At 69.1% G+C, this 20,275-nt stretch carries 20 protein-coding genes; 12 read left to right on the forward strand and 8 right to left on the reverse strand.

Going from position 1 to position 20,275, the window contains the following annotated elements; all coding sequences use genetic code 11:
- Positions 1-225 precede the first annotated feature (225 nt).
- From P2T60_RS19220 to P2T60_RS19235, 4 genes are read left to right on the forward strand one after another with little or no spacing between them, the layout of a single operon-like run.
- Positions 226-936: an acylneuraminate cytidylyltransferase family protein gene (locus P2T60_RS19220; RefSeq protein ID WP_276282376.1), complete on the forward strand. Its 711-nt coding sequence runs from the start codon at positions 226-228 to the stop codon at positions 934-936.
- A complete protein-coding gene (locus P2T60_RS19225; protein WP_276282377.1) occupies positions 929-1,753 on the forward strand; it encodes an SDR family oxidoreductase in 825 nt (274 codons plus the stop codon). The genes P2T60_RS19220 and P2T60_RS19225 overlap by 8 nt, the downstream gene beginning before the upstream one ends.
- Positions 1,747-2,733 (forward strand): Gfo/Idh/MocA family protein, encoded by a 987-nt coding sequence (locus tag P2T60_RS19230; protein ID WP_276282378.1) that lies wholly within the window; start codon positions 1,747-1,749, stop codon positions 2,731-2,733. The genes P2T60_RS19225 and P2T60_RS19230 overlap by 7 nt, the downstream gene beginning before the upstream one ends.
- Positions 2,734-2,738: 5 nt before the next feature.
- Positions 2,739-3,461, forward strand: coding sequence for a methionyl-tRNA formyltransferase (locus tag P2T60_RS19235; RefSeq protein WP_276282379.1), 723 nt, complete (start codon positions 2,739-2,741; stop codon positions 3,459-3,461).
- A gap of 123 nt (positions 3,462-3,584) precedes the next feature.
- Here P2T60_RS19235 and P2T60_RS19240 read toward each other — a convergent pair whose 3' ends face one another.
- Positions 3,585-4,529, reverse strand: coding sequence for a methionyl-tRNA formyltransferase (locus P2T60_RS19240; protein ID WP_276282380.1), 945 nt, complete (start codon positions 4,527-4,529; stop codon positions 3,585-3,587).
- 79 nt (positions 4,530-4,608) lie between these two features.
- Between P2T60_RS19240 and neuB the strand changes: the two genes are divergently transcribed.
- The 3 genes from neuB to neuC are packed head-to-tail and all read left to right on the forward strand — an operon-like array spanning position 4,609 to position 7,647.
- Positions 4,609-5,745, forward strand: a complete 1,137-nt coding sequence (gene neuB / locus P2T60_RS19245) for an N-acetylneuraminate synthase (RefSeq protein ID WP_276282381.1) — start codon at positions 4,609-4,611, stop codon at positions 5,743-5,745.
- Complete coding sequence (locus P2T60_RS19250; protein ID WP_276282382.1) at positions 5,738-6,421, forward strand: PIG-L deacetylase family protein; 684 nt, start codon at positions 5,738-5,740, stop codon at positions 6,419-6,421. The genes neuB and P2T60_RS19250 overlap by 8 nt, the downstream gene beginning before the upstream one ends.
- Complete coding sequence (neuC, locus tag P2T60_RS19255; protein WP_276282383.1) at positions 6,418-7,647, forward strand: UDP-N-acetylglucosamine 2-epimerase; 1,230 nt, start codon at positions 6,418-6,420, stop codon at positions 7,645-7,647. Before P2T60_RS19250 ends, neuC begins: the two co-directional genes overlap by 4 nt.
- 124 nt (positions 7,648-7,771) lie before the next feature.
- On the opposite strand, the gene P2T60_RS19260 is transcribed toward neuC, so the two are convergent.
- Entirely contained in the window at positions 7,772-7,939 is a 168-nt protein-coding gene (locus tag P2T60_RS19260) for a hypothetical protein (protein ID WP_276282384.1), read from the reverse strand.
- Here P2T60_RS19260 and P2T60_RS19265 point away from each other — a divergent pair.
- Positions 7,938-8,804 carry a class I SAM-dependent methyltransferase gene (locus P2T60_RS19265; RefSeq protein WP_276282385.1) on the forward strand — a complete coding sequence of 289 codons (867 nt, stop codon included), beginning with the start codon at positions 7,938-7,940 and terminating at the stop codon, positions 8,802-8,804. The genes P2T60_RS19260 and P2T60_RS19265 overlap by 2 nt on opposite strands.
- A 55-nt stretch (positions 8,805-8,859) precedes the next feature.
- On the opposite strand, the gene P2T60_RS19270 is transcribed toward P2T60_RS19265, so the two are convergent.
- Both P2T60_RS19270 and P2T60_RS19275 read right to left on the reverse strand, forming a co-directional pair.
- Positions 8,860-9,918 (reverse strand): DUF1616 domain-containing protein, encoded by a 1,059-nt coding sequence (locus P2T60_RS19270; RefSeq protein WP_276282386.1) that lies wholly within the window; start codon positions 9,916-9,918, stop codon positions 8,860-8,862.
- The gene (locus P2T60_RS19275; RefSeq protein WP_276282387.1) at positions 9,918-12,137 is read right to left on the reverse strand and encodes a transthyretin-like family protein; all 2,220 of its coding nucleotides are present in this window, start codon (positions 12,135-12,137) and stop codon (positions 9,918-9,920) included. The genes P2T60_RS19270 and P2T60_RS19275 overlap by 1 nt, the downstream gene beginning before the upstream one ends.
- Before the next feature lie 417 nt (positions 12,138-12,554).
- Here P2T60_RS19275 and P2T60_RS19280 point away from each other — a divergent pair, with 417 nt between their 5' ends.
- Genes P2T60_RS19280 through P2T60_RS19290 form a run of 3 tightly spaced genes read left to right on the forward strand, consistent with a single transcriptional unit; the run spans position 12,555 to position 15,612 of the window.
- The gene (locus P2T60_RS19280; protein WP_276282388.1) at positions 12,555-14,090 is read left to right on the forward strand and encodes a DUF58 domain-containing protein; all 1,536 of its coding nucleotides are present in this window, start codon (positions 12,555-12,557) and stop codon (positions 14,088-14,090) included.
- 2 nt (positions 14,091-14,092) lie between these two features.
- Positions 14,093-14,674: a DUF8163 family membrane protein gene (locus P2T60_RS19285; RefSeq protein WP_276282389.1), complete on the forward strand. Its 582-nt coding sequence runs from the start codon at positions 14,093-14,095 to the stop codon at positions 14,672-14,674.
- A complete protein-coding gene (locus P2T60_RS19290) occupies positions 14,671-15,612 on the forward strand; it encodes a DUF7982 domain-containing protein (RefSeq protein WP_276282390.1) in 942 nt (313 codons plus the stop codon). The genes P2T60_RS19285 and P2T60_RS19290 overlap by 4 nt, the downstream gene beginning before the upstream one ends.
- A 23-nt stretch (positions 15,613-15,635) precedes the next feature.
- Here the strand turns inward: P2T60_RS19290 and P2T60_RS19295 are convergent, their stop codons facing one another.
- The 3 genes from P2T60_RS19295 to P2T60_RS19305 are packed head-to-tail and all read right to left on the reverse strand — an operon-like array spanning position 15,636 to position 18,133.
- Positions 15,636-16,628 (reverse strand): AAA family ATPase, encoded by a 993-nt coding sequence (locus P2T60_RS19295; protein ID WP_276282391.1) that lies wholly within the window; start codon positions 16,626-16,628, stop codon positions 15,636-15,638.
- A 51-nt stretch (positions 16,629-16,679) separates the two neighbouring features.
- Positions 16,680-17,858, reverse strand: coding sequence for a DUF4350 domain-containing protein (locus P2T60_RS19300; RefSeq protein ID WP_276282392.1), 1,179 nt, complete (start codon positions 17,856-17,858; stop codon positions 16,680-16,682).
- Positions 17,855-18,133 carry a DUF8044 family membrane protein gene (locus P2T60_RS19305; protein WP_276282393.1) on the reverse strand — a complete coding sequence of 93 codons (279 nt, stop codon included), beginning with the start codon at positions 18,131-18,133 and terminating at the stop codon, positions 17,855-17,857. Before P2T60_RS19305 ends, P2T60_RS19300 begins: the two co-directional genes overlap by 4 nt.
- Positions 18,134-18,251: 118 nt before the next feature.
- On the opposite strand from P2T60_RS19305, the gene thiC reads away from it, so the two are divergent.
- On the forward strand, positions 18,252-19,685 hold the full coding sequence (gene thiC, locus P2T60_RS19310; RefSeq protein ID WP_276282394.1) for a phosphomethylpyrimidine synthase ThiC: 1,434 nt from the start codon (positions 18,252-18,254) through the stop codon (positions 19,683-19,685).
- A 125-nt stretch (positions 19,686-19,810) separates the two neighbouring features.
- Here the strand turns inward: thiC and P2T60_RS19315 are convergent, their stop codons facing one another.
- Entirely contained in the window at positions 19,811-20,092 is a 282-nt protein-coding gene (locus P2T60_RS19315) for a winged helix-turn-helix transcriptional regulator (protein WP_276282395.1), read from the reverse strand.
- Positions 20,093-20,275: the final 183 nt, after the last annotated feature.

Genomic DNA, 20,275 nt, shown 5'->3' on the forward strand with positions numbered 1-20,275 from the left:
GGGACTTTCGAGGAAGACTCCGGGTCTCCGACCCCTGCAGTGCCGTCACTGGCGACTCCGGTCACGACGACCGAGACAGCGACGACTCCGAGGACGACCACCGAACCAATCAGCACAGCGACCGCACAGCACCGCGATTCCCGAACCCCCTGATTCCCGCCCACGACCCCGCAGACCGCCCTGAACAGTTATACGGGACGCTATTGAACCAGCACCGGGGGTCAGATGATAGACGACAAGCGGGTAGTCGCCGCAGTCCCCGCCCGTGGGGGAAGTACGACAGTACCGAACAAGAATCGCCGGTCGCTGGCGGGCAAACCGCTGGTCGCGTGGCCGATAGACGTGGCCGCCGAGACGCCCGAAATCGACCGGACCGTCGTGACGACCGACGACGACGACATCGCTTCGACGGCGCGCGAGTGGGGTGCGGAGGTGGTCGAGAGACCCGACTCGCTGGCCGAAGACGACTCGCTGGTGGTGGACGCCCTCCGGCACCTCGTCGGCGAACTCCGCGCGGAGGGTGAGACGGCCGAGTACATGGTGATGCTCGAACCGACGTGTCCGCTCCGGACGCCCGGCGACGTGCGCCGGTGTCTGGACCGCCTCGCAGACCCGTCGGCCGACTACGACTCGGTGGCGACGTTCACCGAAGCGGACCCGAGTCCACACCGACTCTGGGACATCCGCGACGGCGAACCGGAACCGTTCGTGGAGGGGGCCGACCCGTGGCTCCCCCGGCAGGAGCAACCCGACGGCTACGAACTCACCGGCGCGGTGTACGCCTTCGAAATCGACCGCCTGCCCGAGGAGGGGACCGGCCTGCTGTTCGGCGAGGCGGGCGCGGTCACGATGCCCCGCGAGCGAGCGGTGGACATCGACACGGAGTTCGACTTCGGACTCGCGGAACTGCTACTGGAGGAAGGTATCCATGAGTGAACCCGAAGACGGAACGATTTGGGACCTGTTCGACCTGACCGGACGAGTCGCCGTCGTGACCGGCGGCCCGGGCAAACTCGGGTCCCAGATGTGCGACGCGCTGGCCGAGGCGGGCGCGAACGTCGTGGTCGCCTCCCGGACCTACGAGGACTGCCGGGAGAAAGCCGACGAACTCACCGACCGCTACAACGAGGCGATGGCCGTCTCGGTGGACGTGACCGACGAGCAAGCGGTCGAGGAGATGGTCGAAGAAGTCGTAGACCGGTTCGGCAAGATAGACGTGCTGGTCAACAACGCGTACAACGCCAGCGGCTACGGCGTCCCGTTCGAGGAGTTGACCAGAGACGAGTGGGAGCAGACGCTCGAAGGCGTCCTGACCCAGACGTTCTTCTGCTCGCAGGCGGCGCTCCCGGCCATCCGCGAGAGCGACGCCGGTACCATCATCAACATCGGGAGTCACTACAGCGTCGTCGCGCCCGACCACCGCGTCTACGGCGACAGCGACATCAACAACCCGCCGACCTACGGGTCGGCGAAGGCGGGCGTCATCCAGTTCAGTCGGTGGCTGGCGTCGTATCTCGCAAGCGAGGGGATTCGGGTCAACTCCGTCAGTCCCGGCGGGTTCTACAGCGAGGAGATGGAGGACGTGGAGGACTACGAAGAGGTGTTCGTCCCGAACTACGAACACCGGACGCCGCTGGGTCGGATGGGCGACGACACCGACATGAAGGGCATCGTGGCCTACCTCGCCTCCGACGCCAGTAAGTGGATGACCGGCCAGAACATCGTCCTCGACGGGGGGTGGACGGTGTGGTAGACGACCTCGATTTGGGAATCGTCGGCGTGAGTCCGGGCAACGGACACCCCTACTCGTTCGCGTCCATCGTCAACGGCTATTCGGACGAGGGGTTCGAGCGGACCGACTGGGGGGTCATCCACGACTACCTCCGGGAGAAGGACGCCTCGGAGTTCGGCTTTCCCGGCGTGCGCGTCACCCACGCGTGGACCCAAGACGACGCCGAGACCGACCGACTCCGCGAGGCGGCCCGAATCCCGAACGCCGCTCCGGACCTCGAATCGCTCGGCGACGCGGTGGACGCCGTAATCGTCGCCCGCGACGACTACGAGACCCACGCCGAGATGGTCCTGCCGTTGCTCGAACGCGGGATTCCCGTGTTCTGCGACAAGCCGCTGACGATGGACCCCGGAGAACTCGCCGACTTCCGGCCCTACCTCGAACGCGGCCAGTTGATGTCCTGTTCGGGGATGCGATACGCCCAAGCCCTCGACGAACCCCGAGCGCACACCGACCGGTTCGGCCGCATCGAACTCGTTCGCGGCACGGTCATCAACGACTGGCCGAAGTACGGCGCGCACATGCTAGACGCCATCTTCGGCGTCTTAGACCAGCGTCCGGTCGCCGTCGAGACGGCGACCGGCGGGGACGTTTCGGAGGGGCACCCTGCGGAGGGGGATGCCGCGGACCGGGACGCCGCGAACGGACACACCTCGGCCGCGATTCGGATGGACGGCGGAACGCTCGTGCAGGTCGATACCTTGGGCGACGTGCCGATGACCTTCTCGGTGGAGTTCTACGGCACCGAGCGGACCGGTCGCTACGACCTCCGGGACAACTTCACCGCGTTCCGGCGCACCCTCTGGCGGTTCGTGGAGACGGTCCGGTCGGGCGACCCGGCGCTGGACCCCGACGAGACGCTGGACGTGGTTCGCACCCTTATCGCCGGTCGCATCGCGGACAGAGAGGACAGGCGGGTCTCGCTGGACGAGGTGACGTGACTGGCATGACCGACCCGACCGAAGTCGTCTTCCTCGGCGCGAACAACGTCGGCCGCGAGGTGTACGACTGGCTCTGCGACCGCGAGTCGGTGGCGGTCCGGGCGATGCTGACCGAGGCCGACCAGTTGTCGCTCGTCGCGGACCTCGAACCCGAGGTTGTGGTCGCGGTGGGGTTCCAGCACATCGTCCCGCCCGAGATTCTGGCGGTGCCCGAGAAGGGGTGTCTCAACCTCCACCCGGGCCTGCTCCCCGAGACGAGAGGCTTCAACCCGAACGTCTGGAGCATCGTGGAGGGCCACCCCGCCGGGGCGACGCTCCACTACATGGACGACGGCGTGGACACCGGCGACGTAATCGCCCGCGAGCGCGTCGAAAAGCGCTTCGACGACACCGGCCGGGACCTCTACGAGCGCCTCGAACGCGCCTGCTTCGAGGTGTTCACCGAGGCGTGGCCCGACGTGGAATCGGGCACCGTCGAGACCGAACCGCAGGACGACGACCGGGCGACCACCCACCGAAAGCGCGAGTTCACGGACCTCTGCGAACTCGACGCAGACGCCGAGTACACCGTGAAAGAACTGCTCGACCGACTCCGGGCGCTGACGTTCCCGCCGTTCGACAACGCCCGAATCGAGGTGGACGGCGAGACGTACTTCGTGGACGTGGACGTGCGCCACGAGGACGACGCCGACGAGGACGCCGAGTTCGGGTCGCTGTCGTCGTACTGACGGCGGCGTACTCGACGGTCCGAGCTCGCTCGCGCTCGCGCGAAACATCATATATAATGCTCGAAGCGCGGGCCGAGCGCACGGCGCTCGGCCCGCGCGGACCCGTTTTCGCCGATGCTCCCGCTACGACCGTCTGTCGCGGGCGTTCTCGAACCGGTCGCCCACTTCCACGTCGAACCGCTCTACCAGTTCGCCCGCCGGAATCTCGTCGCCGTCGCCGACCTGCAAGCGAGTGAGTTCGACGCTCCCCTCCCACGCGCCGACCGCGAGGGTATCCCCTTCCCGGTGGAGAATCTCACCCGGTCGGCAGAACGCCGACTCGTCGTCCGGCGGGTTCGCGGCCCAGATTGTGACGCGGTGGTCGTTCACGAACGAGAACGCGCCGGGGTAGGGATGCGTCTGACCCCGAATCCAGTCGTACACCTCGCCGGGCGGCCGGGTCCAGTCCACGAGTCCGTGGTCGGGCGTGCGCTTGGGCCACCACGTCGCGGCGTCGTCGTCCTGCGGTCGCCGGGGGACCGCGCCGTCCTCGAACTGGGGGTAGTAGGTCCGAATCAGGTCGCGCCCGGCCGCAACCACCTTCTCGTAGAGGGTTGCGGCGTCGTCCTCGCGGTCGATTTCGATGGGGTGCTGGCCCACCAAGTCACCGGCGTCGGCCTCCTCGACCAGATGGAAAAACGAGAGCGCGGTCCGGTCGAGACCCTTGACGAGACTCCACGCGATTGGCGCGCGGCCACGGCCCCGCGGGAGCGGTGCGGGGTGCATCCCGAGCGCCGCGACTTCGGGAATGTCGAGGACCTCCTGCTTCACGAGGCGCGACCACCCGACGACGAACAGCAGGTCCGGGTCGCAGTCGGCGATTCGCCCGCGGGACGGGTCGTCGTTGACCGATTCGGTCTCGTGGAGCGGAACGCCCCGGTCGTCGGCGAACGCCGCCAAGTCGGTCTGGTCGGCGATGTCCTCGCGCCGAGGCCGGGTGAAGATTCCCCGGATGTCCGCGCCGAGCGCGTCCAGTTCCTCCAAGCAGGCCAACCCGAGGTCGTTGTGCGTGACGAAGACGACTCGCATGCCCACCGCCACGACGCCGACCCGCTTGAATCTCGGGGACGACGAAGAACCTATAGGGAGAAACGTTGCTGTACACTCCATGCGTTCGTTTCGAGACGTGGTGGACGACCCCGAATCGGCGTACTTCGTCGCGGAAGCGGGAGTCAACCACAACGGGGAGGTGGAGATGGCCGAACGACTGGTCGAGGTGGCCGCCGAGAGCGGGGCCGACGCCGTGAAGTTCCAGACGTTCGCGGCCGACAGGTTGGTGACCGAGAGCGCGCCGAAGGCCGACTATCAGGACGAGACCACCGACGACCGGTCCCAGTACGAGATGCTGGAGAACTACGAACTGTCGCGGGCCGACCACGAACACCTGCAGGACTACTGCGACGACCGCGGGATTACGTTCCTCTCGACGCCGTTCGACGCCCGGAGCGCCGACCTGCTGGCCGACCTCGGAGTGCCGGTGTTCAAAATCGGGTCGGGCGAACTCGACAACTACCCCCTACTCGAACACGTCGCCGAGTTCGACACGCCGATGGTCGTGAGTACCGGGATGGGGACCTTGGACGAGGTGCGCGAGGCGTTCGAGGCGATTCGGTCGGCGAACCCGGACGTGCCGCTGGTCTTTCTCCACTGCACGTCGGCGTACCCGACCGAGATGGCCGACGCCAACCTGCGGGCGATGGGGACGATGGACGAGGAACTCCCGGTGCCGGTGGGCTACTCAGACCACACCACGGCCCCCGAGACGCCCGCCTTCGCGGTCGCGGCGGGCGCGACTGTCGTGGAGAAGCACTTCACGCTGAGCAAGCGCCTTCCGGGTCCGGACCACCGGGCGTCGCTGGAACCCGACGAACTCGACCGGGCGGTGTCGCTGGTCCGGGAGGCGGCCACCGCGATGGGGAGTCCCGAGAAGGTCCCGACCGACGAGGAACGAGAGAACCGGTCGGTCATCCGAAAGAGCCTCCACGCCGCCGAGCGCGTCGAATCGGGCGAGTCGCTGACCCGCGAGAACGTCGCCGTCACCCGGCCCGCGGACGGGGTGGCCCCGCGACACTACGAGGCGGTCGTCGGCGGGCGCGCGCGCGAGACCTTAGACCCCGGCGAGGCGATTACCGCCGACGCGGTGGACGTTGAGGTGGACGCCGAGGGAGACCCCGAGATGGAGACGCGGGCGGACGGTCCCCCGGCGAGCGAGACGGCCGAGAGCGGGGGTGAGCGGAGTGAGTAGCGCGGGCGAGCGGACCGTCCTCGCGGTGGCGGCCCATCCGGACGACGAGGTGCTTGGCGCTGGCGGGACGCTCTCGAAGCACGCCGACGCGGGCCACGAGGTTCACGTCCTCGTCGTGACCGAGGGCGCGACCCAGCAGTACGACGACGAGTCGCTGGTGGCCCAGAAGCGCCGGGAGACCGAGGCCTGTGCCCGCCGACTCGGGGTCTCGGAGGTCCACTTCGGCGACCTTCCGGACATGCGTCTGGACGACGTACCACACGTCGAGGTCAACGCCGTCGTGGAGGAGGCAGTCGAGCAGTACCGGCCCGAAGTCGTCTACACCCACTCCGACCGGGAGGTCAACGCCGACCACCGCGCGCTCTACGACTCGACGCTGGTGGCGACCCGGCCGGGGTCTGGCGTCGAGCGAGTGCTGGCCTACGAGGTGCCGTCTTCGACCGACTGGACCGGCGGGGACCGACCCCAGTTCGCACCGAACGTCTACGTCGATGTTTCGGACCACCTCGACGCCAAAGTCGAGGCGTTCGCCGAGTACGAGTCCGAAACCCGCGAGTTTCCGCACCCGCGCTCGGCCGAGAGCCTGCGCGCTCGCGCCCGGACGCGAGGGGCCGCCGCGGGCGTCGAGGCGGCCGAGGCGTTCAGCCTCGTCAGGGAGGTGCGCGAGTCGGTATGACGGGGGAGAGAGGCGACGCGACGAGGCGCGGTGACGACGCCGACACCGGCGGTTCGGGGGCCGACGACGGCGACGAGCGAGTCGTCGCCGTCGTCACCGGGACTCGGGCGGAGTACGGTCTGCTCCAGTCCTCGATGGCGGCGATACGCGACACCGAGGGGGTGGCGCTCCGAACCGTCGCCACCGGGATGCACCTCTCGCCCGAACACGGCAACACCGTCGAGGAGATTCGGGCCGACGGCTTCGACGTGACCGAGACGGTCCACACGCTGGTCGCGGGCGACACGGGTCTCTCGATGGCGAAGTCGCTCGGTCTCGGCACCGAGGGGGTGGCCGAGGCGCTGGGGAGCATCGACCCCGACGTGGTGCTGGTCCTCGGGGACCGCGACGAGGCGCTGGCGGCGGGTCTCGCGGCGGCGCACATGAACGTCCCCGTCGCGCACGTCCACGGCGGCGACTCGATGCACGGCGCGATAATCGACGACAGCATCAGGCACGCCCTCACGAAGTTCGCTCACCTCCACTTCCCCGTCTCGGAGAAGAGCGCCGAGCGCGTGCGCAACCTCGGCGAGGAGGAGTGGCGCGTCACCACGGTCGGCGCGCCGGGTCTCGACGCGGTGCTGGACGGCGAGTACGCCGACCCCGAGTCGGTGGTCTCGAAGTACGGTCTCGACGCGGACGGACCGCTCGCGCTCGTGGTCCAGCATCCGGTCACGACGATGCCCGACGCGGCGGGCGACCAGATGCGGGCCACGCTGGAGGCCGTCACCGACGCGGGCGCTCGCCCGGTCGTGGTCTACCCCAACTCCGACGCGGGCGGCCGCCGGATGATAGCCGTCATCGACGAGTTCGCGGCCGAGCGCGGCATCCGGACGTTCGATAGCCTCCCGCGCGCGGACTACCTCGGCCTGATGGCCGCCGCGGACGCGATGGTCGGCAACTCCAGTAGCGGCGTCATCGAAGCGCCGTCGTTCGACCTGCCCGTCGTGGACGTGGGACCGCGACAGGAGGGCCGCGAGCGCGCGGACAACACGATTTCGGTGCCACACGACCGCGAGCGGATACGCGAGGCCGTCGAGCGCGCGCTGACCGACGAGTCGGTCCGACGGCGCGCCGCCGAGTGCGAAAACCCCTACGACTACGGCGGGGCGGGCGAGCGCATCGCCGAGCGTCTGGCGTCGGTCGAACTCGGCGAGAACCTGCTCCGGAAGCGACTGGCGTTTTGAGGGTAGAGAAAGAGAAATGTTTCTTTAAAGTATGTATTTCGTTCTTTACTGATTAGAAATCATTCTTTCAGAAAGAAACGCTTGGCTGGTCGGCCACCGTGGGGTAAAGCCCGCCCGGTCGCGGCTACAGGCCGCGACCGGGCGGGGCTTTCTGAGACTTCTTTTCGGCGGTTTCCGCGATTTCCGTCTCCTTCGGCGTCGTCTGCGTCGGAATGCCCGCGACGACCGCTGAGACGGACGACCCGAAGCCCGCCCGAACGTAGAAACCTTCGAAGATTGAAGGGAGTGCCATGCGGATACCGACGACCGAGGACTTCGCCGAACTCGAATCGTGGGGGTTGGTCGAGGACCCGATGGCCGCCATCGCGGACTACTCCGACGAGCGAGCGGAGCGCCGGTGGGACAACGACCGGCACTGCCGCGCCCACCGCGAACACGCCGAGAACCAGTCCGAGGAGTTCCTCGCCGACGCCCAAGCCTACTACCGGTCGATGGACAGACCCATCGACCGGCGGAAGTGGGCGTTCCTCAAGCGCCGGAAGGCGTGGTTCCACCCGCCGGTCGAGTGGGGTCGGTTCGCGGCCACCGACGCCTCGCGGATTCTGGACCTCGGGTGCGGCGACGGCGACGTGACCCAGCGAGTCGCCGAGTTCGTCGCGGGGCGATGGACCCAGACGGGGTACGACGGCGCGCCGATGGAAATCGTCGGCGTGGACCTCAACGAGTCGCGCGTCCGGAACGCCCGGAAACTCGCCGAGTCACCCCACGAGAAGATTACCCTGACCTTCGAACAGGCCGACGCGACCGACCGACTCGACTACGGCGAGGACTTCTTCGACTACGCCCTGCTCAATGGCGTCTTCGAGGTGCTGGACGACGAGAACTTCGAGGCGGTCCGCGACGAGGTGAGTCGCGTCACCGCCATCGGACTCTACGTCCGGGACCTGCTGGACGACTACGAGGGCCTGCACCCGAGACCCGACCTGCCAGACTCGCTCGCCGACCGCGGATTCGAGACCGTCGCGCGCCACAAAATCTTCGAGGAACCGTTCGCCGAGGAGGGGACGACCGACCCCCTCGCCGTCTGGCCGATGAACGTCCATCAGGTCCTGTTCGCCGAGGCGAGCGACGTGTCGTCGCTCGCCGACCGGTACTGACCGCGCTGTCGCCGACCGCCCGAGTCGGGCGGTCGGCGACGGCGCTACCGAACTGTCACCGACTCCGATTCCCCGCTCCCTCGCGGGTGACGTTTACCCAGAGGTTGGTCTCCTCGTACGCGCTGGCCGCGCGCGGTTCCGCGGGCGCGGAACCGCGATAGAGCAAGTACTGGAGCCGGAGGCTCGGTCCGGTCATCGTCGGTTCGACGGTGTGGCGGTGGTGCCACGTCTCGTTCGGGCCGAGGACGACCCGGAATCGGTGGAGGTCCCGGCGCTCCACGACGCGCGAGTCGTTCGGCCCGCCCGCGACTCGCTGGAGTTCCACGACGACGGTGTAGTTGGTCCGCTCGCCCTCGCGGTTCGTGACGCCGACGGTCAGGGGCTTGCCCTCGCCGCGGGCGAACTCGGTCGGGTAGTCGTCGGCGACGAGTCGGCCGTCGTCGGCCTCCGAGAGCAGGTAGAACTCGGTGTACTGCTGGCTCGGTTTCGGCGACGTGACCGCGTACCCGACGCTCCCGAGCGCCAGCACTAGCGACACCGCGAGCGCGACGTTCAGCGCCCGGTCGGTCCGAGTCTCGCCCCCGAGTAGTCCGGCCCGCGCCTCGGCGTACCACTCCCGGTACGGGACGCGAAACCGACGCTCCGGCGGGAGGTTCCACCGGCGAACCGCGGCGAACACCGACGCGGCGGCCGTGAACGCGCCCACCGAGACTACGACCGGCACGAGTCGGATGCCGAACGGTGTGAAGTTGAGCGCCACGCCGACGAGCGGAACGACCACGAGACTCAGACCGACCGAGAGCGCGAGGCGCTCCCACCCGCCGACGCTCCCGCGCCGGAGTCGCCGGAAAACGTCGTCGTCCCGCGGCGCGTCCTCGGAGAGGTCGGCACCCGTTTCGGCGCGCTCCGGAAACAGCGCGGCCGCGAGCGCGTACCCCGGCGCGAGGAACGCGAACGCGAGTCCGAGACCGGCCCGGCCCGGCGACTCCGAGACCACCGGCAGGAAGACGGCGAGACAGGCCGCCGCGTCGAGCGCCAGCACCGCCGCGAGGTCCGCGGGGAGGCGTCGGACCGGGCCGGGAACCATCAACCGGAGGGTCCGGGCGTCGAGCATCAGTCCGCTCCCCTCGCCGTCGCGTCGGCGTCTATCTCGCTCTCTTCGACCAGCGACGACCCGGCCCGGAGCGCGTCCGCCGCCGTCTCGGTCGGGAGTCGGTGCGACGAGAACTGGGCGCGCTCGTAGGCCTGCGTGACCTCTCGAAGGTCGTCGAGTCGGTCCTCGGGGAGTCCGGCGTCACGACAGCGAGCGTAGAGTTCGACGTGAGTGACGGCGGGGTCGGTCTCGATTTCGACCGCGAGTCGGCGACGGACTGCGGCGTACACCGTGCTGGCGGCCGACTCGGGGTCCCCGCGGTCGAGTCGCTGGCGGGCCAGCGCCAAGAGGTGAGTCCGAGACGCGCCCGAGGTTTCGTCGGGGAACCGACCGCCGGAGTCGGCGAACTCGCCGACTCCAGCGTCGAGTTCGGTGGGAGTCGGCCCACTCTCGGCCCCCTCGTCGCGGGTCGGCCGGAACCGACCGACGGCGAGGTACGCGGCCACCGCGATTCCCGACCCGGCGAGCAGGAGCGCCCACCACGGCGCGGTCACGGCGGCCAGAACCGCGGTTTCGAGGACCGACTCCGGACCGCCCGACGGCGGGAACCCGATTCGCTCGCTGGCCCGCGCCGGGGTCAGGCCGCGGTTCCCGTCGAAGGTCGCGTTCGCGGTCACGTTCCCGTCTCGCCGGGCGGACTTCGGGACCGAAATCGTCGCGCGGTACCGGCCCGCGTCGTCCGTCTCGACCACCGCGAGCACCGCGCCGCCGACTCGGACGTGGACCGCGCGGTCCGAAAGCGGGTCCCCGTCGTCGGCGGTGAGTCTGCCGGTCGCCCGGAGCGTCGTCCCGTCGCGCGAGGCGTCGAGCGAGAGCGAGGTTCCGACGCGTTCGACCGGGACCGTCGCCGTGGCGTTTCCGGACGACAGCGCCGCGTCTCCGAGCGGAAGCGAGACTTCGAGTTCCGTCCGATTTTCGGCAGGGGTTCCGGGGAACCGGCCAGCGAGGGCGAACGTGCCGTTCTCGGCGGTGGTGGCGTTCCCGACGAACTCGTCGCTCGCGGTGAGTCGGACCGGCGCGTCCGCGACCGGAGTGCCATCGACGGTGACGGTACCCCGGACGCGAAGGGTTCGGTTGTAGGCGGCGCGGTCGGGGGTCGCCGCGAGTCTGACGGTCGGGTCGGCCTGCCGGACGCTCACGGGGACCGAGGCGTTCGAGGTCCGGTAGAGCGAGCGACTCTCGGGGACGAACCGGACCGAGACGAACGAGGCGTTCGACGCGAGCGCGGTGGGTCGGTAGGTGAGTCGGAACCCGCCGGTCGCGTTCGTGGTGGCGGTGAGGTTGGTCGCGCCGACGCGGAACGTCGCGGTCCGGTTCGCGAGCGGCGTCCCGTTCGCGGCCCGGAGTCGCCCGGTGACGGCCAGCGGGTCGGCGAACGAGACGGTCCGGTCGGTCGCCGCCGCGGTCAACTCGGTCCGGACGAACGACTCGCGTTCGACTTCGCGCTGGCGGGCGGTGACGTTGGCCGACCGCTCGCGGACGACGCGGCGGCTTTCGGTGAGGTCGGCGTCGGTCTGGTTCGCGGCCGCCCGGAGGCTACCGCCCAGTGCGTTCCCGCGGCGCTGGACTCGCTCGGCGTGGCGGCGGAGTTCGCGGGCGAATCGGCGCGCGCGGACCTCGCTCCCGTTCTCGCGGGCGGTCCGGTAGCGGTCGTAGGTCCGCTCGTATCGCTCGACGGCGGTCAGAAACGCCCGCTGTTTCCGCTGGGCGCGTTCGAGGGCTTGGGGGTCGGTCGGCCCGCCCTCCATCCGGTCGGCGATGTCGGCGTAGCGTTCGTACTCGTCGCTGTACTCGCCGCCGACGGCCTTCTTCGCGGCGGCATACTGGCCGTCGCTCAACTCGGCGGAACTCCGCTCGAAGCGCGACCCGAGTTGGCTCGCTAGCCACGCCTCCATGCTCCCGAGACTGTCGCTCTCCTCGACGTTCGCGGGGTTGACCTGTCCGGGCGTGGAGTTGTTTCGCTCGGACGCGGCGTCGTTCGCCGAGTCCGCGCCCGCCGAACGCGGGGCGTCGGCGAGGGCGGGCGAGTCGCCGGGACCCGGCGACTCGCCCGCCGGTTCGACACCCGACGAGTTCCCGACGATACCCCCGGCGAGCGTCCCGGTCACGAGGCTCGCGACGAGGACAGCGACCGCTACGCGGCGTGCTATCGCGGCGACTCGGGCGAGCGGGTCTCTCATGGGACAGTCTCCTCGCACTCCGAACGGACGAACGGGTCGCAGACGCAAAGATGAACTACGAGGGTTTTATTGAAGGTGACTGTTTTTCTCGCGCCCGAATCGCTCGGAGGGAATCGCGCGCCGTCGGATTCGGAGGACGGCGGCGGCTCGCGGCGCGCGACCGTGGTCGCGCGCCGCTCGCAACCTCTACGATAGAGAATTCTCCGTCATTGTGAAAGCAATAAATAGATTTCTCTAGGAAACGTATCTATTTCCCTGCTCCGGTTAGGCAGTGCTTTCCGCCCGCGGATGCTCGGTTCCACCGCTTCCGGTCGAACCCCACGACCGTCCTCGGTCGGGGCCTTCGAGACGCGCGGCGCTCTACGCTCCGAGACCGAAAAGCCGCCATTACCGCTCGAACGACCGGTATCTTCAAAGGTGACGACGGAGTTAGGGACCGGCGTGCGAGCAGAGCGGCGCTACTGGGGGGTGGCCGTCGTCGGCGCGTTGCTCGCGTTCTCGGCCGTCGCCCTCGAACGACCCGTACTCGTCGTCGGAGCGGCAGGTGTCGGCGCGTGGTTGGTGTCGCGCCAGTACGCCTTCGTCCGGGCCGCGGCCGCGACTCGCTCGGCGCTCCGTGTCGAACAGGAGACCGAGCGACCCGCGGCACTCGTCCGCCGACCGATTCCCGTGTCGTTCCGGGTTCGACTCGCTTGGCCGTCGGCGCTGGCGCTCCGAGTCGAACAGCGACCGCCGGTGTCGATGCGGCGCTCCGGTACGGGGCGTTCGGTCGCGGGGCACTCCGACATCGGGCGTTCGGACGCCGGAAAGTCGGCGTCCGAACGCCCGCGGGTCGGGGGTCCGGCGGTCACGCTCCCGCCGGGCGAAATAGCGGCCGAACGGACCGATACCTACGAGGCGCAGGTCGCCGGGGACCACGCCTTCGACCCGCCGAGCGTCACCGTCTCGGACCCGTCGGGTCTGTTCAGCCAGCGGTTCACCCACGGCACCGGCCGGACCGTCGCGGTCGAACCGCGACGGCCGCGGGACCTCCACGTCGGCGAGGGCGGCGAGCAAGTCGTCGCGGCCTACGGCGGCCAGAGCGAGCGCCGACGCGGGAGCGGTCTCGAATTCGCGGAACTCCGCAAGTACGTCACGGGCGACCCCGCGAGCGAAATCGACTGGAAGACCACCGCGCGGATGGGCGAACCCTACGTCCGGGAGTACGAGACCGAGACCACCAACTCGACCGCAATCGTCTTCGACCACCGGGCCTCCCTCGGCGACGGACCCGAGGGCGCGACCAAACTCGACTACCTCCGGCAGGTCGCGCTGGCCGTCGCGCGGGACGCCCACGACCGGGACGACCCCGTGGGTCTCTACGCGGTCGGCGACGGAGGCGCGACAGAGCTACTCCGGCCCGGCGCGAAGGAGGACCGCTACGACGAGGTTCGCCGGGCGATTCGGGAGGCGTCCCCGACCGGGACCGACCGCGGCCCGGAGCGAAATCAGAAACAGACGGTGACGCCAGCGACCGCCCGGCGGATGGCCGAGGACCTCACGGGCACCGACGACTTCGCGGCCACGCTCCGGCCCTACGTCGAGAGCGCCGACGACTACGCCTCACAACTCGACGACCGGCCGCTGGTCGAGACGGTTCGCGTCGCCGACTCTCGGTTCCGGAACGCCGACTCGAGCGTGCTGTTGACCGACGACGCCGACCTCGCCGAGACGCTGGAAACGGTCAAACTTCTACACCGCGGCGGGGGCCGCGTGCTGGTGTTTCTCGCGCCGGGCGTCCTCTTCGAGTCGGGAGGGTTGGCCGACTTCGAGCGGGCGTACGCCCGGTACGTCGAGTTCGAGGAGTTCCGCCGCCGACTCGAACGCCTCGACCGCGTGTCGGCCCTCGAAGTCGCACCGGGCAACCGAGTAGATGCCGTCCTCGACGAGCGACGACGCCGACCCAAAACGTAACCATGTCCGGAGAATCCACGAGCCACGAATCCACGAACCGCGACCCGGCGCGCACAGAGCCGACGACCCGCGACTCCGCGTCCGAGCATCGAACGCCCGCCAGCGGGGTCGCCACGCTCGTCGCCGCGGGCGCGCTGGCCGTGAGCATCGGGACGATGAACGGCGGTGTCGCGGCAGGCGGCGGTGTCGCCGGGGGTCTCGCGTCCGGCGGACTCGCCGCGCCGCTCGCGTCGGGTGCGCTCGTCCTCGCGTGGGCGCTCGCGGGACCCGTCTACGCCTTCGCGTTGGGCCAGATTCTGTTCGCCGCGCTCGCGCCGTCTCCGACCGCCGCGGCGGTCGGGACGGCGCAGGCCGGACTGTTTGCCCTACTCGCGGTGCCGGTGGGCCGGAACGCCACGCTCCGGACCGTCGGCGCGTTCCTCGTGGCCAGCGCCGGGTTGGTCGGCGTCGGCGCTGGCGTCCGCGACGTGACCGGCGACCTCTGGCCCGCGGCGCTGGCGGTAGCTCTCGCGGTGGCACTGGTGAGTTACGCGCTCCACCGCTACGAACTCGTGGCGCTGGACCTCGTGGAGGCCGACCCGTGAGTCGCCGGAGTTCCTCGCGGTCCCAGACCGCCGACGCCGACTCGCCGGGGTCTCCGGGCACCGACCGCTCGGGCGACGACGCCGTGACCGAGACCGAGCGACTCCGGGCGCGAGTGGCCGTGCTGGAGGAAGAGAACGACAAACTCCGGCGCGAGTACGCCCGGTCGAAGCGGGCGCGCCACCGCCGGACCGCCCTCGGCCTGTTCGCGGTCGGCGCGCTCGCGGTGGTCGCTGGTCTCGCGCTCCCGGCCAGCAGGGACGTGCTGTTCGCGCTCGGCGGCACGGGCCTGTTCGCTGGCGTGCTGACCTACTACCTCACACCCGAGCGGTTCCTCCCCGCGAGCGTCGGCGAGAGCGTCTACGCCGCCCTCGCCGAGAACGGGACCGCGATTCGCGCCGAACTGGGTCTGGCCGACGAGACGGTCTACGTCCCGGCCCCCGAGCGCGCAAGCCGCGACGAACGGGTGTTCGTGCCTCGGCGCGACGACTACGAGTTGCCCGACGACGAGTCGCTCGCCCGAACGTTCGTGACGAGCGACGACAGGCAACGCGGCGTGACCCTCGAACCGGCCGGTCTCGCACTGGTCGCGGAGTTCGAGCGCGCACTGTCGGGGTCGCTGGCCGAGGACCCCGAGACGCTGGCCGACCAACTCGCCGACGGCGCGGCCGAGCAGTTCGAACTCGCGGACCGACTCGACGCCGACCCGGACGACCGGCGCGTCACGGTGGGCGTCACCGGAAGCGCGTTCGGACGCGTGGACCGCTTCGACCACCCGATTCAGTCGTTCCTCGGGGTCGGACTCGCGCGGGGTCTCGACCGCCCCGTAGCGGTCGAGACCGAATCGGTCTCGTCATCGGCGGCATCGGCGTCGGAGACCGACGCCGATGCCGCCGATGCCGACTACGACTATCTGGTGACGTGTCGCTGGCGGTCGTGAGAGACGTGCGGAGACGGAACCCGTCAGTCCGTGGCGTCGGTACTGGCCCGGTCCGCGAGTTCGACCGCCGCCTCGCCGCCCGGCGGTTCCACGTCGTCCATCACGTCGCCGACGACGCCCGCCGGAGATACGTCCGCGAGTTCGGTGTCGGTTTCGAGGACGAGGCGGTGGACCAGCACGGGTTCGGCCAGCGCCTTCACGTCGTCGGGAATCACGTAGTCGCGGCCGTGGATGGCGGCCCGCGCCTTGCTCGCGTGGAGGAAAGCCAGCGTCGCCCGTGGGGACGCGCCGTAGGCGACCTGCGAACTCTCTCGGGTCGCGGCCACCACGTCCAAGACGTACTCGCGGACCGACTCGGCGACGTGAACGTCCCGAACCGTATCCGCGGCAGATTGCAGTTCTCGGACCGAGACGACCGGTTCCACGTCGTCGGGCGAAAGGTCGTGGTCGCGGTCGAACCGGTCTAAGATTGCTCGTTCCTCCTCGCGGTCCGGGATGTCCACGGTGAGTTTGAACTGGAACCGGTCGCGCTGGGCTTTCGGCAACTCGAAGGTGCCTTCCATCTCGATGGGGTTCTGGGTGGCGACGACGAGAAACGGCGTCGGGAGGTTGTGAGTGTCGCCTTCGATGGTGACCTGCTGTTCCTGCATGGCTTCGAGCAGGGCGGATTGGGTCTTCGGGGTCGCGCGGTTGATTTCGTCCACCATCACGACGTTGGCGAAGACGGGACCGCGCTGGAGTTCGAACTCACCGGTCGTCTCCCGGTAGACGTGGGTCCCGGTCACGTCGGCCGGAAGCACGTCGGGCATCATCTGAATCCGGTTGTACTCCAAGTCGATGGTGCGGGCGAACAGGCGAGCGATGGTGGTCTTGGCGACGCCCGGAACGCCTTCGAGGATGACGTGGCCGCCGGTCAGAAGCGCGATAGTCAGCAATTCGACGGCTTCGTCGTTCCCCACGAGGACGCGACCGGTCTCGTCGGCGACCGCCTCGTAGAGTTCCGCGGGGTCAGTCATTCGGCCAAGTGTGTCGGGACGGCCGATGATACGTCTTTTGCCGGTAACGGGTTATTTCTCGCGCGCCTCTCGCTCGGTTTCGCCACCCTCTCGCTCGGATGTGCCCGCTTTTCGCCCGGACCGACCGCCCTCGATTCGGTCGATTCGCCGGGCGACTCTGCGAATTCGGTCGTCACTCCAGTCGGGCTGTCGGCGTCGGACGGCCGCGACGACTTCCTCGGTCGAGAGCGCGAGCGAGGTGGTCGCGGATGGCGCGGTTTCGGACGCCGACTCGCCGCGGTCCGCCGCGGCGGGTCGGCGCAGGCGCGTCGAGACTCGCGTCAGGAGTTCCGGCCGCGACCAGACGCCGACGAGAGCAAGCGCGAGCGCGCCGAGACCGATTTGGGCGAGTGGCGACCCGCGCAAAGCGAGGGTCGCCGCGACCAGCGGCGGCACCCCGGCCGAGTGAGAGTAGTCCAGAAGAACGCGGTCGGCGGTCCCGAGGAGGTTCCGGGCGAACGCGCGGTTGTCCGACCGGTCCATCATCGCGTTGACGAAGACGCTCGGGTCGCTCACGACCACTACCCGGCCCTCTCCGACGCGTTCGACCGTCGCCACCGGGCGGCGCTCGGGCGTCTCGGAGGGGTCTAAGGTCTCGTTGCGGTTGCGGTCGAGGTAGGCGTACTCGGAGGTGTTGACCAGCACCGTCGCGCCGTTCGGTTCCACGACGGTCCCGTAGTTCAGCGCGAGCGACGAGACGCCGCGGGCGAGTCGGCGGTCGGAGGCGTTGGTCGCCACCGGAAGCGAGGGCGTCCGGTAGTTGTACCGGTCGTCCCGGACCGGCGCGCCGTCGATGCGGGCGTCAGCGCCCACGGCCGCCAGCAAGTCGTCGGCGTGAGGGCCGGAGTCGGCCGCGACGACGAGGGTGCCGCCGCGAGCGACGAACTCGACGACGGGCGCGACTTCGGTCGGTCGGTACGACTCGTCGGGCGAGAGAACGACGGCCACGGTTTCGGCCGGGTCCGCGGCGCGGTACGCCTCCGCGTTCCGGGCCACTTGCGGGTCGGTCCCGCCCGCTTCGGCCTGAGTTCGGAGCGCCGACGCGCCGTCCCACCCGTAGTTGTACGCGCCGAGCGGAGCGTCCGAGGTGGTGGCCGCAGTCGCGCCCGCGGCGACGACTGCGACGACGAGGGCCGCGAGGACGACCCGCGGCCAGTCGAGGTCCGACCAGTCGAGGTCCGAGGGGTTCACGGGAACCCTCCTTCCGGCAGGAGCGCGAGGACGCGCTTGCCGAGCAAGTAGGCGAAGACGAGCAGACCGAACAGAACGAACCACTTGAGTCGCCTGCGCCACGCCGGAGTCACGTCGAAGGGAGCGGTGAACTCCATCATCACGAGAAAGCCCACCAGTGACGCGACCAGAAAGACGCGGGCCGTGAGAGCGTCGAGGGCCGCGAGGACGACGACTGTCGCGAGCATCCACGCGGTCTGGCCGTGGACGAACCGCCATCGACGCGGGGTAGCCATTGACGCCACTTCCACAGCATCGCCATTGAAGCTGTCGCCCGTTTCGGGTGCGCCGGTCGGGTAGCCGACTTCCGGCCGACCGGCGATTTTATTATCTAGTGGTATAACCTAGTAATTCGTGACGCAGTTACAGCGCGCCCGAGAGGGTACGGTGACAGACGCGATGGAACGGGTCGCCGAACGCGAGCAGGTAGACCCCGATTTCGTCCGCCAGCAGGTCGCAGACGGGCAGGCCGTGATTCCCGCGAACGTCGAACACGACCGACTCGACCCGATGGTCATCGGCCGGGAGTTCGCCACGAAGGTCAACGCCAACATCGGCAACAGCGACGAGGCAGGCGGCGTCGAAGCGGAGTTAGAGAAGTTGCACGCCGCGGTTCACTACGGCGCAGACACCGTGATGGACCTCAGCACCGGCGGGGAGTTGGACCGGGTTCGAGAGACCAACGTCGAACACTCGCCGGTTCCCGTCGGCACGGTGCCCGTCTACGAGGCGGTCAAGCGCGCCGAGAGCGTCGAGGACATCACCACCGACCTCCTGTTGGAGGTCATCGAGAAGCAGGCCGCCCAAGGCGTCGATTACATGACCGTCCACGCCGGGGTCCTCGCCGAACACCTGCCGCTGACCGACGGCCGAAAGACCGGCATCGTCTCGCGCGGCGGGTCGATTCTGGCCCAGTGGATGGAAGAGAACGGCACGCAAAACCCGCTGTACGCCGCGTTCGAGGCCATCTGCGAGATATTCGCGGAGTACGACGTGACCTTCAGCCTCGGCGACGGTCTCCGGCCGGGGTGTCTCGCCGACGCGGGCGACGACGCCCAGTTCGCCGAACTGGAGACGCTCGGCGAGTTGACCCGGACCGCGTGGGACCACGGCGTACAAGTCATGGTCGAGGGACCGGGCCACGTCCCGATGGACCAGATTTCGGGGCAGGTCGAACGCCAGCAGGAGGTCTGCGACGGCGCGCCGTTCTACGTCCTCGGTCCCCTCGTGACCGACGTAGCGCCGGGCTACGACCACATCACCAGCGCCATCGGCGCGACGGAGGCGGCCCGCGCGGGCGCGGCGATGCTCTGCTACGTCACGCCCAAAGAACACCTCGGCCTGCCCGACGCCGAGGACGTGCGCGAGGGACTCGCCGCCTACCGCATCGCGGCCCACGCCGCCGACGTAGCCGACGGCCGGGAGGGTGCCCGCGACTGGGACGACGCCCTCTCGGAGGCCCGCTACGACTTCGACTGGGAGCGCCAGTTCGAACTCGCGTTGGACCCCGAGCGCGCCCGGTCGTACCACGACCAGACGCTCCCCGGCGACAACTACAAGGAAGCGCGCTTTTGCTCGATGTGCGGCGTCGAGTTCTGCTCGATGCGCATCGACCGAGACGCCCGAGACGCCGACGGCGAGATGACCGAACTCGAAACGGGGACCTCCGCGGCGGACGAGTCCGCCGCGGAGGTCAACCGCCCGCCGGTCGGAACCCACGAGACGGACGGCGACCCGTCGCTCGCGGACGTGGACCTCGGCCGCGAGTACCCCTCGGCGGACGACTAGCGAGCGTTAGGCAAACAAAATTCTTTCTCTAAACCACTCATGTATATATTAAAAAATTGGAAAGGTTGCTGTAAAGATTGTATCGCTACGTCCGGGGAGAACAGAAGAGTTCCGCGACGACCGGGTTAGACCGCTTCGGCGCTCTCGGCCGTCCGGTCGCCCGCCTGTAGACACTCCTCGATGGAGTCGGTGAGAACGTACAGTTGCTTGCGCGCGTCGGGGATGTAGACGCGTTCTTCGAGTACCCCGCGGTCTTTGAGGCGCTTGATGGAACTCCGGACCGTCCGCGGAGAGAGTCGCGTTCGGGTGGCAATCTGCTGTTGAGTCAGCGGGTCGTCGCTGTATTCGAGTACTTTTACGACCAGTTTCGCACTCGGCGGGGCGTCGTCGTCGAGGCAGTCAGACATCGTGTTCCAAGCGTGGGCCGCGACTGAATTATACGTTTGCTAACCTGCGTGAAACGAGGTTACGTCGAGGTAACTGCCCTTCGGGACGACTCGTTACGTCTCGTTGGAACGCGACAGCGACCGCCGGAATCGTGGTGACGAACGCCTCGAAAGCCCCCGCCCGCTCGCGGTCGCTCAGTGACA

The sequence above is a fragment of the Halorussus caseinilyticus genome (assembly GCF_029338395.1).
In the GTDB taxonomy this organism is placed as follows: Archaea; Halobacteriota; Halobacteria; order Halobacteriales; family Haladaptataceae; genus Halorussus; species Halorussus caseinilyticus.